This is a genomic window from Ensifer sp. R-19 (assembly GCF_049905105.1).
Classification (GTDB): domain Bacteria; phylum Pseudomonadota; class Alphaproteobacteria; order Rhizobiales; family Rhizobiaceae; genus Ensifer.
Map to the genome: position 1 here is coordinate 531885 of NZ_CP184571.1, position 14938 is coordinate 546822.

At 59.9% G+C, this 14938-nt stretch carries 12 protein-coding genes and 3 pseudogenes; 13 read left to right on the forward strand and 2 right to left on the reverse strand.

What is annotated here, in order from left to right; translation table 11 throughout:
- The first annotated feature begins 23 nt into the window (after positions 1 to 23).
- The 6 genes and pseudogenes from ACN9MO_RS33030 (at position 24) to ACN9MO_RS33055 (ending at position 6415) form a co-directional block, all read left to right on the forward strand.
- Complete coding sequence (locus tag ACN9MO_RS33030) at positions 24 to 2537, forward strand: CoA transferase (protein ID WP_425988612.1); 2514 nt, start codon at positions 24 to 26, stop codon at positions 2535 to 2537.
- Between the two features lie 117 nt (positions 2538 to 2654).
- Positions 2655 to 3657 (forward strand): annotated as a pseudogene (locus ACN9MO_RS33035) (ABC transporter substrate-binding protein).
- A gap of 88 nt (positions 3658 to 3745) precedes the next feature.
- Entirely contained in the window at positions 3746 to 4633 is an 888-nt protein-coding gene (locus ACN9MO_RS33040; RefSeq protein ID WP_057251574.1) for an ABC transporter permease, read from the forward strand.
- Positions 4626 to 5705: a quaternary amine ABC transporter ATP-binding protein gene (locus ACN9MO_RS33045; protein ID WP_112996589.1), complete on the forward strand. Its 1080-nt coding sequence runs from the start codon at positions 4626 to 4628 to the stop codon at positions 5703 to 5705. The genes ACN9MO_RS33040 and ACN9MO_RS33045 overlap by 8 nt, the downstream gene beginning before the upstream one ends.
- A gap of 19 nt (positions 5706 to 5724) precedes the next feature.
- A pseudogene (locus ACN9MO_RS33050) lies at positions 5725 to 6039 on the forward strand (alcohol dehydrogenase catalytic domain-containing protein); the annotation flags it as partial.
- A 235-nt stretch (positions 6040 to 6274) separates the two neighbouring features.
- Positions 6275 to 6415 (forward strand): hypothetical protein, encoded by a 141-nt coding sequence (locus ACN9MO_RS33055; RefSeq protein WP_425988617.1) that lies wholly within the window; start codon positions 6275 to 6277, stop codon positions 6413 to 6415.
- A 20-nt stretch (positions 6416 to 6435) separates the two neighbouring features.
- On the opposite strand, the gene ACN9MO_RS33060 is transcribed toward ACN9MO_RS33055, so the two are convergent.
- Positions 6436 to 6687 (reverse strand): hypothetical protein, encoded by a 252-nt coding sequence (locus tag ACN9MO_RS33060; protein WP_112996588.1) that lies wholly within the window; start codon positions 6685 to 6687, stop codon positions 6436 to 6438.
- An 839-nt stretch (positions 6688 to 7526) separates the two neighbouring features.
- Here ACN9MO_RS33060 and ACN9MO_RS33065 point away from each other — a divergent pair.
- Entirely contained in the window at positions 7527 to 8294 is a 768-nt protein-coding gene (locus tag ACN9MO_RS33065) for an alpha/beta fold hydrolase (RefSeq protein WP_112996587.1), read from the forward strand.
- A gap of 165 nt (positions 8295 to 8459) precedes the next feature.
- On the opposite strand, the gene ACN9MO_RS33070 is transcribed toward ACN9MO_RS33065, so the two are convergent.
- Positions 8460 to 9803 (reverse strand): PLP-dependent aminotransferase family protein, encoded by a 1344-nt coding sequence (locus ACN9MO_RS33070; protein WP_112996586.1) that lies wholly within the window; start codon positions 9801 to 9803, stop codon positions 8460 to 8462.
- 270 nt (positions 9804 to 10073) lie between these two features.
- On the opposite strand from ACN9MO_RS33070, the gene ACN9MO_RS33075 reads away from it, so the two are divergent.
- The 6 genes and pseudogenes from ACN9MO_RS33075 to ACN9MO_RS33100 form a co-directional block, all read left to right on the forward strand.
- A complete protein-coding gene (locus tag ACN9MO_RS33075; RefSeq protein ID WP_425988622.1) occupies positions 10074 to 10226 on the forward strand; it encodes a hypothetical protein in 153 nt (50 codons plus the stop codon).
- A 196-nt stretch (positions 10227 to 10422) separates the two neighbouring features.
- Complete coding sequence (locus tag ACN9MO_RS33080) at positions 10423 to 11181, forward strand: sulfite exporter TauE/SafE family protein (RefSeq protein ID WP_425988625.1); 759 nt, start codon at positions 10423 to 10425, stop codon at positions 11179 to 11181.
- A gap of 154 nt (positions 11182 to 11335) precedes the next feature.
- Positions 11336 to 12154: an enoyl-CoA hydratase/isomerase family protein gene (locus tag ACN9MO_RS33085; RefSeq protein ID WP_112996583.1), complete on the forward strand. Its 819-nt coding sequence runs from the start codon at positions 11336 to 11338 to the stop codon at positions 12152 to 12154.
- 14 nt (positions 12155 to 12168) lie between these two features.
- Entirely contained in the window at positions 12169 to 13062 is an 894-nt protein-coding gene (locus ACN9MO_RS33090; protein WP_425988630.1) for an alpha/beta hydrolase, read from the forward strand.
- Between the two features lie 42 nt (positions 13063 to 13104).
- Positions 13105 to 13866 (forward strand): SDR family oxidoreductase, encoded by a 762-nt coding sequence (locus ACN9MO_RS33095; protein ID WP_112996581.1) that lies wholly within the window; start codon positions 13105 to 13107, stop codon positions 13864 to 13866.
- Positions 13867 to 14020: 154 nt separating this feature from the next.
- A pseudogene (locus tag ACN9MO_RS33100) lies at positions 14021 to 14824 on the forward strand (transposase); the annotation flags it as partial.
- Positions 14825 to 14938: the final 114 nt, after the last annotated feature.

Consider the following 14938-nt stretch of genomic DNA (forward strand, 5'->3'; position numbering starts at 1 on the left):
AAACTCTTGGGGAGATAAGAGCAATGACATCGATCGCGCGTTCCGCGCTTCCGCTTTCCGGCGTTCGGGTGGTTGATTTCGGGCAATATATTGCCGGCCCGGCCGTGGCCATGATTCTTGGTGATCTTGGCGCGACCGTCGTGCATGTCGATCCGCCCGGCGGTCCGCTCTGGGACAATCCCGCCAACGCCATCCTCAATCGCAACAAGCTGATCGTCACCCTCGATCTCAAGTCGGAAGAGGGGGTGGATGAGGCAAAAGCGCTGGTCGCCGAGGCCGATATTGTCGTTGAGAATTTCCGCCCCGGCGTGCTCGCCCGGCTTGGAATCGATTTTGCGGCGTTGCGCAAGGCTCGGCCGGAACTGATCACCCTGTCGATCCCCGGTTTCGCCTCCGACGATCAGCTTCGCCGTGACTGGCGGGCCTTCGAGGCGGTAATTGCGGCGTCCTCCGGCGTCTTCACGGATATGGGACTCAATCGCGTCCTGATGGGCATCAATCCGTCTTTCTCGCCGCTGCCGCTCTCTTCCGCTTACGGCACAATGCTTGCAGCGTCCGCAACGGTGCTGGCGCTTCAGGCGTGCGAGCGCACCGGGCACGGCGATCATATCGAAGTGCCGCTGGCAAGTGCCGTCATGGAGGGCCTCTCCTACAATTCGATCCTGATCGATGATTATCCGCTGCGTTACCAGACCCAGCGCGAGCGGGAGATCGAGCGCCGGCGCGGCGAGGGCATGCCGATGGATATGTCCTATGACGACCTCCAGGAGTTCCTCGATCCCTTCTATCGCAGCTATATGTGCGCCGACGGGCGGATGTTCTACGTCGTCTGCCCCAGCCACAAGAACCATGCGAAGCGCTGCCTGCAAGCCCTCGGTCTCTACGATGAACTGGTGGCCGAGGGACTGCGCGAGGAGGAAGACACCTATCTTCCGGTCTCGCAATGGTCGTCGGACGTTTCGCTTGGCGTCTATCCGCTCCCGAAATTCTGGGCCGACAAGATCGCGGCCCGCATGAAGCAGGTCTTCCTGACGAAGACGGCGGCCGAATGGGAGCGCATCTTCGGGGAAGGGCTGTTTCCGGGCGCGCCGCAACGCTGGTTGAAGGAATGGATCGCCGACGATCACGCCAAGGCCGCCGGCCTGATGATCGAGGTCGACGATCCGATCCTTGGCCGCATGACCCAGCCGGGGCCGATGGCCTGGCTGCAAGAGAGCGCCGAAGCCATGCTGACGCCGCACCCTCGGCGTTGGGGAACGGTCGAGGATGCGCTGGCGATGCTTGCGGACATAGAGCGCTCGTCCTTGCCGGCGCCCGCAAACGACACGCCCGGTGGGTGGTTGGATGGCATCAGGGTCCTTGATCTCTGCAATGTAATCGCCGGCCCGCATTCGGTCGCCTATCTCGCCCGCTTCGGCGCGGAGGTTATCAAGATCGATCCGGCCAAGCCGCTCTATGATTGTTGGAATACCGTGATCTTCGGCATGTCGCACATGCGCGGAAAGCAGTCCGTGCTGCTGAACATCGGTTCGCCCGATGGCCGCGTTGTCTTCGAGGAACTGGTGCGCTCTGTCGATGTCGTGGTCTGGAATGCGACCGACCGCCAGGTCAAGGCGATGGGGCTCGATGCCGAAAGCCTGAAGGCGCTCAACCGCCAAGCGATTTTCTGCCAGCTCGATTGTTTCGGCGGCGTGCGCACCGGCCCGCGCACCGACTATCTCGGCTATGACGATCTCGTGCAATCGGCAACCGGCATCATGCTGCGCTTCGGCGGCTCGATGGAGACGCCGGAAGAACATGCCCATGTCGGCACCATCGATGTCATGTGCGGCTTCGGCGCGGCGCTGGGCATTGCCGCCGCCCTCTACCAGAAATCCAGAACCGGGATCGTCGGCCGCCCGCGCACGTCGCTGTCGGCGCTGACCGGCCTCGCGCAGATACCGTTCTGCTATGACTATGTCGACCGCGGCCCCTTCGATGAGCCGTCCGGTCGCGAAACGAAAGGTTATAACGCGCTGTCGCGGCTCTACGAGACGGCCTCGGGGGATCACCTTCTTCTGTGCGCCTCGGAAGCCGACCTCCTGCGCTTCGGCAAGGTCGAGGGTCTCAGGGGGATTGTCGAAATGTCGGCATCCGACCGCGAGGCCTATCTGGCGAAAGCCTTCATGACGGCACCTGCGGGAACCTGGCAGCAGCGCCTGCGAGAAGCCGATATCGGCGTATCGCTCTGCGAGAACATCGAAACGATCCGCAGCCGCAGTGCCCGCATTGCCGACGGCACGCCGGGGATCGACCGCGGCAGCTATTCCTTCTCGATCTTCCCGAACCATCCGAGCGGCCATAAGGTCACGCAGCTCGACCCCTTCGCCATCCGTCCGGCTGTCGGCAAGGTCACCGCTGTCGCGCCGGCGGAGAAGTACGGAGCGTCCACACGCGCCGTTCTCCGGACCCTGAACTACACCGAAGCCGAGATCGATCGGCTGATTGCCTCCGGTGCGATCAGCGAGACCTGGAGTGAGGAGTATCTGCCGAGCTAGCAGGAAACGGCGGCTTCGGGTTCTGAGGAGGATACCGAAGCCGCCGGCGGCCCGCCGAGATATGCGATGGCGTTGACGGGCTTGGAATTTCAACATCGCACATAGGGAGGAAGTGCCATGAAAGAACTCTTCGCCTCGACATGCCTTGCAGCAGCCATGCTGACCTTCGGCAATGCTGCGCAGGCTGCGAATTGCGGTGACGTCACCATCGCCAGCATGAACTGGCAGAGCGCCGAAGTGCTCGCCAGCCTGGACAAGTTTATCCTGAACGAAGGTTACGGTTGCAACGCCGAAATCATACAGGGCGATACTGTCCCGACGATCACATCGATGACCGAGAAGGGCCAACCCGACATCGCGCCCGAAGGATGGGTCGATCTTCTGCCCGATGTCGTCAACGCCGGCGTTGCAAACGGAAAGCTCGTCGTTGCATCGACCGTCCTGACCGATGGTGCGGTGCAGGGCTGGTGGATGCCGAAATACCTTGCTGACGCTCATCCGGACGTCAAGACGATCGATGATGTCCTCAAGCATCCGGAGCTGTTCCCGGATCCCGAAGACAAATCGAAAGGTGCGATCCACAATGGCCCGCAGGGCTGGGGTGGTACGGTCGTGACCTCGCAGCTTTACAAGGCCTATGGCGGCGAAGCGGCGAACTTCACGCTGGTCGATACGGGTTCCGCCGCTGGCCTCGACGGCTCGATCGCCAAGGCCTACGAGCGCAAGGAAGGCTGGGTCGGCTACTACTGGGCTCCGACTGCGCTTCTCGGCAAGTACGACATGGTCAAGCTCGACTATGGCGTGCCGTACGACGCGGCCGAGTGGAAGCGCTGCAATACCGTCGCGGATTGCCCGGACCCGAAAAAGAATGAATGGCCGAAGGACACCGTCCAGACGCTCGTGACCAAAGCGTTCTCCGAGCGCGCCGGCGAGGATGTCATGGGCTACCTCAACAAGCGCGCCTGGTCGAACGACACGGTCAACAAGCTTATGGCCTGGATGACCGACAACCAGGCAAGCGGCGATGATGGCGCAAAGCACTTCCTCGAGGAGAACGAGGCCATGTGGAAGGAATGGGTATTCGCCTGAGGCAGCTGAGAAGATCAAGGCGGCGCTTTGATCTCGTTCAAGACGTTGCTGGCGCCTAACGCGCAGGCAACGAACAGCGCGTCCGAGGATGCGCTCGCCGTTATCGAGGAGGATAGATTTTGGATTGGCTGTTCAGCTTTCCGCACATGGATGATGCGTCTTTACGCGATCTCAAGAAGGCGATCGACGAAGGGTTCCGCGGTTTCACGCGGGCTTATGGGGACGGTCTTGAAGCAATATTCGAGCCGCTACAGCACTTTCTGATCTGGTCCGAGCGCTTCATGACCCAGACGCCCTGGCCGATCATCCTCTTGCTCATCGCCGCCGTCGCCTGGTTCGCCAGCCGCAACTGGAAGATCGTCGCGGGAACGGTCGTGACGCTTCTGCTCATCGGCTACTTCGACATGTGGGACGATACGATGAAGACGGTCTCGATGATCTTCGTCTGCACGGTTCTGTCGATCGTCGTCGGTATCCCCATCGGTATTGCAATGTCCCGGTCGGACAGGGTGCAGAATATCGTCAATCCGGTTCTGGACGTCATGCAGACCATGCCGAGCTTCGTCTACCTCATTCCGGTTGTCATGCTGCTCGGCATCGGCAAGGTTCCGGGCCTCATCGCGGTGGTCATCTATGCCATCCCGCCGATGATCCGCCTCACCAATCTCGGCATCCGCCTCGTTGACAAGGATGTACTCGAAGCCGCCGATGCCTTTGGTTCCTCGAACTGGCAGAAGCTGAAGAACGTGCAGATGCCGCTTGCGCTCCCCACCATCATGGCCGGCACCAACCAGACGATCATGATGGCGCTCGCTATGGTCGTCATCGCCTCGATGATCGGCGTTCAGGGCCTTGGACAGCCGGTGCTGAAGGCGATCTCGAACCAGTATTTCACGCTGGGCATCTTCAACGGTCTCGCGATCGTCGGCATCGCCATTATCTTCGACCGCGTCAGCCAAGCCTTTGGTGCGCGCCTTCAAAAGCACCGGGAGGTGGTTCATGGGTAATAAAAAAATTGGTGGCTTCGGCATCGAAATCAAAAAGCTCTACAAAATCTTCGGCCCCAACGGTGCGGATTGTGTAAAGCTTGTCGAGCAAGGCGTTACGAAGACGGAATTGAACGCAAAACATGGCCATGTCCTCGGTCTGAGAGACATCAACATCTCGATGCCTGCTGGTGGCATTCAGGTGATCATGGGACTTTCGGGATCAGGAAAGTCCACGCTCATCCGCCACATCAATCGCCTTATCGATCCGACGTCAGGCGAGGTCGTCATCGGCGACGAGGATGTGGTCAAGATGGATGCCGTGCAGTTGCGTGAGTTCCGTCGGCATCAGACCGCCATGGTGTTCCAGAAGTTTGCGCTTCTCCCGCATCGCACCGTTCTCGAAAACACCCTCTATGGCCTGGAGATACAAGGGGCACCTCGTAACCGGCAGGTCGACTGCGCCATGCGGTGGATCGAACGTGTCGGACTCAAGGGTTTCGAGAGCAAATATCCCAATCAGTTGTCGGGCGGTATGCAACAGCGTGTCGGTCTTGCCCGTGCGCTGGCGAACGATGCGCCGATCCTGCTGATGGACGAGGCGTTTTCTGCGCTGGACCCGCTCATTCGCGTCGACATGCAGACCGTACTCCTCGATCTACAGAAGGAGATCAAGAAGACGATCGTATTCATCACCCATGATCTTGACGAGGCGCTCAGGCTTGGAGATCGCATTGCGATTTTGCGGGATGGAGAAGTCGTACAGCAGGGCACCGGGCAGGACATCGTGATGAACCCTGCCGACGATTACATCGCCAACTTTGTTCGGGAGGTGAACCGTTCCCGCGTCATCAATGTTGAGACGGTTGCCACCGCGCTGAATGCTTCGGCCCGTGAGTTAAAGATCTCGGTGCCGGCCGGCGCGAAGTTGGAGGAAGCCGCAAGAGCGATGACGCTGGCCGGGGAAAACGAGATCGCCGTTGTCGATGCCGCCGGTCAGGCCATAGGTGTGCTGACGCTGCCCCAAGCGGTTGACGCCATGGTCAATTCGCAAGTGGCCTGCTCTACGCCCAACGCAAAGAAAGTCGCGTAGGCAAGAATGGGAAGCTCAGATGTTTGACGCCGTCCTGATCGAGAACTCCGACAGCGGGCAGGAGGAAGCTCTTGCGATCACCGGCGCCTCGCCGGTGGTCGCAGTTTCCCGATGGTGCCTGGGATCGATTTTGAGGGCGTCGTTGCCGAAAGTTCCAATTCCGCCTTTGAGCCGGGTGATCGGGTTGTCTGAACGGCTGGGGCGTTGGGGAACGGCATTGTGGGGTGGACTGGCGGCCAGGGCGCGTGTGAGTGGAGACTGGCTGGTGCCTTTACCGGAAAGCGTCAGCCTCCGGGACGCCATGGCGATAAGGACCGGCGGCTACACGGCAATGCCAGTGATGAAACTGTCTCGACGGCGCCGCCTGTACACTGCTTGTTCCGGTTTCGTGCGTCTACGATCGCATAAATGTATCAAATGAAACTCTAGGTGTCAGGCTTGCACCCTTCGCGCGGCGTGCAGCCGCTTCCTGCGCCGCACGCCGCGCAGTCGGAACGGCCCGAGGTCCTCGAAGGTAGCGGCTGCTCGGGAGCAGTCTAAACAGCTCTTGCGAGATCAAGAGGGGACGGTTGACCTTCCGGCTGCTCGAACTCGATCGCCTTGCGGCGCAGCCGTTCGCCGGCGCGTCGCAGATCTTCGACATCTGTCGCCACCACGTACCGCCCGGGAACGACTTCATGGCGGCTCTCAGCAGGACTGACCTGGAGTAGACGAGAGCGATAGTCGCCGTTCAGGTTTCGGATGCGCACTTCCACTTCGCCTGGCTTCTGAGATGCCCTGATCGATTGCTATGCTTCAAAACCTTCGAGAGGTCGCGGGGATCGATGAGATCCCGCCATTCGAGACTCGTCTCGTGGGCGTCGGATAAACCGACGACCCTTTGCATCCACCGTTGATTTAGGAACTTGATCTCGCCGTTCATGTCCATCGACAGGATAATGGCAGGGAGTGCATCGAGTACGTCTCTCTGATCGGTCTCCATGGCATGCCCTTCAGGTCTTGGGAGAAGCCTAGGAGGGGCCATCTCCGCTGTCCATGATACCATGGTGTGAAAAACGTCTGAAGGTCGTGACAAAATCGAAGGGGCAATGCGCAGCGTCACCTTGTCAGTCTGAATTGCAGGCTCGAAATCATGTCGCTAAGTTCGCCGAAACGATCAGGACCGAAGATCACCGCCATCGCGAAAACGATGAACACAACGCTCAGGACAATCACTGCGACGGACGCCATGACGGACGAGGCCGGGCCTCTTGACTGATCGGCAGGCTCATGGGCAGCACCGGACTTGGAATGTTGGAGTTGGCAGGGGTTACAAGGCGTATTGGTCTTGCTGAGCCCTTCATCGAGCGCACCTTTTGCGTCGAGGACAGTTCTGAAATCTTCATCTCGTGTACCAGCGATAATTTAGCTACCCTTCACCTAAGCCTCGCACCTATGGCTCGCAACGCATCCTTAGGTGTGAGTCTCATGCGGCCGAGTTTCGAAGCCGTCGGCCCCCATCGGTGGCCCTCGCATGCTAGCTAGAGCATCCGGCGGCTGCTGCCTCGCCGAGCTGCCACGGGCATCAATTCCCGTCTCCTGTCGGCATGATACCTAGGTCTCGACAAGACCTAGGTATGATTTTCTTTCTGCAGCGCGGAAGCCATCCTCTATGTGGCTCGCAAGGGACCTGAGGTTTTCCGGACGACTCCGCATTTTACGGATAGCGGGGCGACGGGCACTTCAACCCCGTCTGATCCACAGAGCGCCGAAGGCATGGCCCGCTCCAGCCAAGGCATGCGGGCATCGTATAATCGCGTGGAACCCTCAAAGGAGACCGAAATGAAGATCATCACCACAATCATGGCTGGCTTGCTGCTGGCGAGCACGGCGGCAGCGGCAGAGCCCACCAAGCCAACAATCGTGCTTGTGCACGGTGCTTTTGCAGACTCGTCGAGCTGGAATGGAGTCATCGCCATTCTCGAGAAAGACGGCTATCCCATCATTGCCGCCCCCAATGCCTTGCGCAGCGTGAAAAGCGATGCCGATGGCGTACGCGCGCTTCTCGATACCATCAAGACCCCCATAGTGCTGGTCGGTCATTCCTATGGCGGCATGGTGATCAGCAATGCTGCAAATGGGGAGAAGAATGTGAAGGCTCTGGTCTATGTCGCGGCCTTTGCACCGGAAGCGGGCGAGAACGCCGGCGCCCTCGATACCAAGTTCCCCGGCAGCGTTCTCGGTTCGGCATTGATGCCAGTTCCGCTGGCAGCGGGCGGTCACGATCTCTATGTCCAGCAGGACAAGTTCAGAGAAGCCTTCGCGCCAGACCTTCCGGCAGCGGCGGCGAAACTGGCTTCGGTCACACAGCGCCCGATCACGGACATCGCCTTTGGTGAAGCCGCCAGCGAGCCTGCGTGGAAGACCATTCCATCCTGGTTCGTCTATGGCGACCACGACACGGCGATCCCACCAAAGGCTTTGGCCTTCATGGCCGAGCGCGCGGGTGCGCGTGAAACCGAAGTCGTCGAGGGCGCCTCGCACGTCGTGATGGTTTCGCATCCGAAAGCGGTAGCCAAGATCATCGAAGAGGCGGCATCCGCGAACTAGGCGCGCTTTCAACAGGCTGGTGGTCACTTTGATCGGTCGCCATCTGACCCCGTGACTTCACCAAAAGAGCCCAAAGCCAGTGGCGTGGGCGGACCGAAAATGCTCGTGTCTCCTGGCAAGATCGTCCTGTCTCTCTTGCTCGAGCTTCGCCTTGCTAGGATTCCGCTATTCGGTTGAGTCGAAATTGTCCTCGCCAACACCGAGCATGGAGGCCAGCACGCCAAGTCCGGCATCAAGCTGGTCCATCGTGGGAGCCGCCAGCGCAAGCCTGACGGCGTTTGGCGCGTGGCCGGAGTTGACTGCGAACGTCGTAGAAGGCGTCAATGCAATGTCACGTCTGGCGGCAGCCGCGACGAAACTCTGCGATCGCCAGTGCGATGGCAGCGTCAGCCACAAATGATAGCATCCCGCATGAGATTGTATCTCGTACCCCGCGAGACGTTCGCTTGCCAGCTTCTGACGCGCAAGTGCATCGATACGTTTCAGTCTTGCGAGCTCGGCGGCGGTGCCATCGCCCATCAGCCGCTCGGCGGCAGCAAAGGCAAATCCGGATGCTGTCCAACCGCCCGACCGCACCGAGGCCATGACACTTTCTCGCAAATGACGCGGCGACACAATGAAGCCGAGAGTTAATCCAGGCGCCACCATCTTGGACAGGCTATCAATGACGATACAGGTGTCCGGAGCAATAGAAGCAAGGGGCTGCACATCATCAAGGAAGGCGTAGACATTGTCCTCGATGATAGGGATACCGAGTTCTTCCACGACGCGAACAAGATCGACGCGTCGCGCTGGCGACATTGTCGTACCCAATGGATTCTGGACCGCGGGCTGAACGTAGATGGCTGCAAGGTGGGCCTCCCGGTGCGCCCTTTGCACCGAGTCCGGCCGCACGCCTTCTCCATCCATCGCCAATGGTACCAATGTGATCCCCAGCCTGGCGGCTATGCCTTTAATGAACGGATAAGTCAAAGCTTCCACGCCGCAGCGACCGCCGGTGGGGACCACAGCAGCCAATGCGGCACCGATGCTTTGCCGCCCGTTGCCAGTGAAGATCAACTGGCCAGCGTCGGCGGTCCATGCGCCTTTAGATAAGTGCAGGGCTGCGACCCTCCTGATCGACGGCGTGCCAATGCTGGTCGCCTGCCGCAACGCTGCATCCAAGGCGGCAGTTTGCTCCAGCCCTGCTAGGGATTTCGCAATAAGCGCAGTCTGTTCGGGAAGCATCGGATAGTTGAACTCGAGATCGGTACGGATGCCACGGGGCTCACCCGGAGCGGCAACGCCTCGCCTCGCTTCGCCAGAGATGAAAGTACCCCTCCCGACCTCACCGACGACGAGTCCCCTGCGCAGGAGTTCGGCATAGACGCGACTTGCTGTCGACACGGCAATCTTGCGCTCATAGGCAAAGGTACGCTGCGGAGGCAGGCGATCGCCGGGTCGAAAAGTGCCGTCGGCTATTTCGGCGGCAACGGTGTCGGCAAGCCTCAGATATTCGGATCGCGACATTTATTGCTCCGAGTTCAATGTTTCGATTGCACCGACATCTATATCGGAACATTCTACCTACATCAAATGCATTGTACCAGAAACGGCGAAGGCCTCTAAACCTTACGCCATGCAGGAACTCGACAGTCCGCCCGACGCCATCGCGTCGGAATGGAGAAGCATTGGAGAAGGCAAATGTCTGGAAGCATATCAATCACAACAAACCGACGCGAGGTTTCAAAAAGCCTCGCTTCATCCTCTCGGATCTTAAGTGCACCTTGGAAAGTGATCATGCGCCATCTGAGTCGTCGTGCCGGCGCTGCCCGGCTTCGGGAACTCGACGGTGACGAACTGCGGGATATTGGCCTCGCGCGTTCGGAGATCCGGGCGGCGGCATTCGGGCTGATAACAGTTTCGAACGACAGAACGCTTCGGCGAGACTAGCGTTTCGGCCTAGGCGCGAGCGCTTAATACCGCGACACGCCTGTGTGTTCGCGAGACCAGATGCCTCGATCAGCGAGGCCCGGCCGATGGGCCACTCTTCAACATCGTTGCTGTGCGCGGCAGGTCAGCAGAGGCTGCGGTGAGAACTCGGCACATCTGACGTAGTCATTGGCGCCCTTTTTTTAAGGCAAGTCACATGGAACTGACAGCTACCACTATCCTCGTCGCCTTCGCGGGCGTGTTCCTCATCTGCTTCATGAAGGGCGCGTTCGGAGGCGGCTTCTCCATCATCGGCATACCGCTGCTGTCTTTCGTAATGGATCCGGTCAGTGCCGGAGGCTTGCTCGCTCCCCTGTTCATCGCGATGGATCTATACGCCCTGCGCTACTTCAAGCGCTCGACATGGTCGAGGCCGGACCTCGTGCTGCTCTTGCCGGGGCTCTTGCTCGGGATCGGGTGCGGCTACCTGCTGTTCCGCGCTTTGGACCACCGCGCGATCGCGATTATGATGGCTGTGATCACTCTGATCTTCGTCGGTCTATGGCTTGTGAGAGGCGCCGATGTCATCACGCGTCCACGTTCGACGTCCAAGGCCATCACCGCCGGCCTTGCCTCGGGCGTCACGACCATGGTTGCGCATTCCGGCGGACCGCCGCTTGCGATGTACCTGCTGCCCCTCGGCCTCACCAAAGAGATCTACGCGGGGACGACAAGCATGTTCTTCACCGTCGGAAACGCAACCAAGGCCGCTCCATGGCTGCTGCTAGCAAGGCCCTCGGCCGAACTCTGGGAACTTATGGCAATCTGTCTGCTTGCCGTCCCCAGCGGGGTGTCGCTCGGTTGGCGGCTACACGGTGTCCTGGACCAGCGCCAGATCTACCGCATCTGCTACGGGTTATTGGTCGTTACCGCTGTGAAGCTGCTTTGGGACGGAGTGGCGGGATATCTCGCATGAGCGAGATCTAGCCCCTCCGAGCACTCGATGACTTGGCGAGTAACCCTCCCATTATGCCCTCCGGATCGCCACTGCCCATCGTGAATTGGACGACCAGGTTCGATGAATACGCGGCCACATAGGCCGGTCACACGTGATAGAAGGAAGAACTGCAATGAACTTCGAAACCATCAAGACAAAGATCGAGGAAGGCGTCCTGTTTGCGGACATCGACGCTCCACCGATGAACCTGCTTGGTCCCGAGTTGGTTCGCGATCTCGTTTCGCTCATCCAGAGCGCCGAGAAGGATCCGGCCATCAGGGTGGTCGTCTTCCGCAGCGCGGATCCCGAATACTTCATTCCGCATGTCGACGTTACCCGCGTCAGCGAATACCGCGCCGAAGCCGCCAGGCTCACCGGCGAGCCATCAATCGGTCTGCTCTTCCGATACCTGAGCGCTAGCCGACTGATCTCTATCGCAGAGATCAGAGGCCGCGTGCGAGGAGCTGGAAGCGAGTTCGTCCTCGCATGCGACATGCGTTTCGCAGAACGTGAGACGGCGGTATTTAGTCAAATCGAAGCAGCGTTTGGTCTCATTCCCGGCGCCGGCGGTGTCCAGCACCTGGCCCGGCTTCTCGGACGCGGGCGCGCGCTGGAGATCCTGCTCGGCGCTGAGGATTACGACGCCGAGACAGCCGAACGATACGGCTGGATCAATCGCTCCTTGCCAGCCTCTGAACTCGCCGACTTTGTGTCGAAGCTTGCACATCGCATCGCACGCTTCCCCGTCGCAGGCGGTGCAGTGATCAAGGACCGAGTGAACGCAGTGACGCTCGCCTCCGTCGAGGAATTCCGACATGACTCCGACCTGTTTGGCGAGCGTGTGCGAGATGAAACCGCTCAGTTGCAGATGCGCAAGGCATTCGAACGAGGGTTCCAGACACGAGAGGCGGAGCTGGCTCTGGCTCCGCTGCTGGCTTCTCTGAACCGGTGAAAAGGATTCGATTAATGTTCAAGAAACACGACGTACGCTTCCCCGCCGAGGGAGGAATCGAGCTTTCCGCGTGGCTGTTCGTTCCGGAGGGGCATAAGCAGCCTCTTCCCGCCATCACCATGGCGCACGGATACGCCGGCACGAAATATCATGGCATCGAACCCATAGCCGAAGCCTTTGTAAAGGCCGGATTCGTCGTGCTTGTGCACGATCACCGGGGTTTCGGCGAAAGCGGCGGCGAACCGCGGCACGACATCAATCCCTGGCAACAGATCACCGACTGGCGTCGAGCAATCTCCTATCTGCAAGACAGGCCGGAAGTGGATGAGAACCGCGTGGGACTATGGGGAACGAGCTTCGCAGGCGGCCACGCCCTTGTTCTCGGTGCGACAGATCGGCGATTGAAAGCGATTGTCTCGCAGGTTCCGACAATCGATGGACATGCCGCGGGCCTGCGCCGCGTCTCTCCGGAAAACGTCTCCCACCTCGAGGAATTGTTCGCCGCCGACGATCGTGCGCAGCTTCGGGGGGAACCGCTGGCGACACAGCTGATCGTCAGCCCCGAGACAGCGCAGAACTCGTCCTACAAGGCAACCGATGCAGTGGACTACTATCTGAAGAAGGCGCCTCCCGGATTGTGGGAGAACAAGGTGACCCTGCGCTCGACCCGCTGGGCTCGAATGTACGCTCCGGGCGAATGGGTGGATCGCGTCTCGCCGACGCCGCTTCTGATGCTCGTTGCCGAACACGACCATATCGCGGTGACCGACCTTGCACTGAAGGCTTACGAGCGTGCTCTGCACCCCAAGCGCCTCGTGATGCTCAAAGGCGGGCACTTCGATCCCTACGACCGCGAAATCGAAACCGCGTCCGGAGCCGCCATCGAATGGTTCCGTTCCCACCTGTAGCCCGAACGTGGACAGCGATCGGCCGCCCGAAAGGAATGGAAAATGCTAAACGGAAAGACAGCACTCGTCACAGGGGGAACCTCCGGCATTGGTCTCGCGACAGCCAGGCTCCTTCATGAGAACGGCGCGCGCGTCGCGATAACAGGTCGCGACCCAACATCCCTTGAGAAGGCGCGTGCGAGCATCGGGGCAGACGTCGTCGCATTTCAGACGGACGTCCTGTCGCGTAGCGCGCTTCAGGACATGGCAAACGGGGTCAAAGCAGCTTTCGGTGGGCTCGACATCTTTTTTGCCAATGCAGGTATCGCCTATGTGACACCGTTGACCACGACAGACGAGGATCAATACGACCGCCTGATGGATACGAATGTGAAATCGGTCTTCTTTTCGATCCAGGCGGTGGAACCTCTCATCCGAGAGGGCGGCTCCATCATTTTGAACACCGCGTGGCTCAATCATGTTGGTTTGCCTGGGCGCGCGATACTGTCGGCATCGAAGGCGGCGGTGCGGTCGTTTGCTCGAACCCTTTCCGCAGAACTGCTCAGCCGGCGTATACGCGTGAATGCTGTCAGCCCCGGCCTTGTCGAGACGCCGCTTCTCCGCGGCGTCGGCCAGTCCGAACATCCGGGTCAGAGCGAAGCCGAATTCCAAAACTATCTCGCAGGGGCGAGTAAACGGATTCCGATCGGGCGTCTCGGCCAACCCGAAGAGGTTGCGGCGGCGGTCCTATTCCTGGCGAGCGATGCGTCGAGCTATATGTTGGGATCCGAATTGGTAGTCGATGGCGGATTTGGAGAACTCTAAGAGCTTTTCGAGCCTCTATTCCGGCCCTCGTGGGGCTCGAGGTACTGGCGCTGTCCTTCCCTCGCCTGTGTTTCGGCGTGCAAATTTGGCTCTGACTCATTTTTGATGCAGTTGTAACGATGCTGCTTTGCTGGTCCACCAAGGAATCAGCATGATGGGCACTAAGCTCTGCGTTTCTGACTTGGTACCGGCTGGCTTCATGGCTGAACGCATCACGCGCGTTGGCGATGAGACCTGCATCCTGCTTTCCCGATCCAGCGCAACGGCGGCTTGTCCAGCATGCGGACGAATGTCTCGAACGGTCCGAAGTCGCTATGCAGCCGGTCGGTCTGCTGCCAGACCGCGAGCCAGCGACGGCGGAGGCTTGGCTGCGGCAGAACTTCAAAATCCAAATCGTTGCCCGCGACCGTGGCGGCGCTTACGGGCTGGCGGCCGCAACGGCGATACCTGATGCAGTGCAGTCGCTGATCGATGGCATTGGATGGAGAATGCCAGCCGCGCATCCCTGGACGCGGTCCGCAAATCGACGCGGCAAATCCGCAAGACGCCCGGCGCAACGCGCGTCGATCCGAAGCTGCTGACTGCGGCCGAACGCCTTCAAGACGAAGGGCATATCCGACGGGAACAGACCGACGCGGCTATCATGGCACTGGCAAAGGATGGCATGACGATCAAGGAAATCGTGCGCCGCACCGATCATAGCCGCGGCTTGGTCCGCCAGGTACTCAGAGGGCAACGAAACGATGTATTTCGATCCCGAGAAAGTTCTTTGGAAATGAATCTGGAATGGCTCGACAATGGGCTGCCGGCAAGCGGAAAGGCACTGACCATGGCGGCGTATGAGAACACGGCGCTTTCCCCGTTCGCGCCGGGTCGTGACGCGGGCCGACGAGGCGGATGCGGAATCGTTGACCAGCACTCCCTCAGCCAGGACGATTGCTCGCCTTTAACAACCAGCTGAGACAACCTCACGAAATCCGAAACCGTCACCATCGCCGCGATCGAAAGCGGCGTCCCATCGGCGAAGGCTCCGTCAGGTCAGCGAATCCGGGAGATAATCAAACCTGCGCGA

Excerpts from the sequence above, each read along its gene's own strand:
- ACN9MO_RS33070 (WP_112996586.1), bottom strand. The coding sequence starts at position 9,803 with ATGTCGCGATCCGAATATCTGAGGCTTGCCGACACCGTTGCCGCCGAA.
- ACN9MO_RS33080 (WP_425988625.1), top strand. The coding sequence starts at position 10,423 with ATGGAACTGACAGCTACCACTATCCTCGTCGCCTTCGCGGGCGTGTTC.
- ACN9MO_RS33090 (WP_425988630.1), top strand. The coding sequence starts at position 12,169 with ATGTTCAAGAAACACGACGTACGCTTCCCCGCCGAGGGAGGAATCGAG.
- ACN9MO_RS33065 (WP_112996587.1), top strand. The coding sequence starts at position 7,527 with ATGAAGATCATCACCACAATCATGGCTGGCTTGCTGCTGGCGAGCACG.
- ACN9MO_RS33095 (WP_112996581.1), top strand. The coding sequence starts at position 13,105 with ATGCTAAACGGAAAGACAGCACTCGTCACAGGGGGAACCTCCGGCATT.
- ACN9MO_RS33030 (WP_425988612.1), top strand. The coding sequence starts at position 24 with ATGACATCGATCGCGCGTTCCGCGCTTCCGCTTTCCGGCGTTCGGGTG.
- ACN9MO_RS33075 (WP_425988622.1), top strand. The coding sequence starts at position 10,074 with ATGCGCCATCTGAGTCGTCGTGCCGGCGCTGCCCGGCTTCGGGAACTC.
- ACN9MO_RS33060 (WP_112996588.1), bottom strand. The coding sequence starts at position 6,687 with ATGGAGACCGATCAGAGAGACGTACTCGATGCACTCCCTGCCATTATC.
- ACN9MO_RS33045 (WP_112996589.1), top strand. The coding sequence starts at position 4,626 with ATGGGTAATAAAAAAATTGGTGGCTTCGGCATCGAAATCAAAAAGCTC.
- ACN9MO_RS33085 (WP_112996583.1), top strand. The coding sequence starts at position 11,336 with ATGAACTTCGAAACCATCAAGACAAAGATCGAGGAAGGCGTCCTGTTT.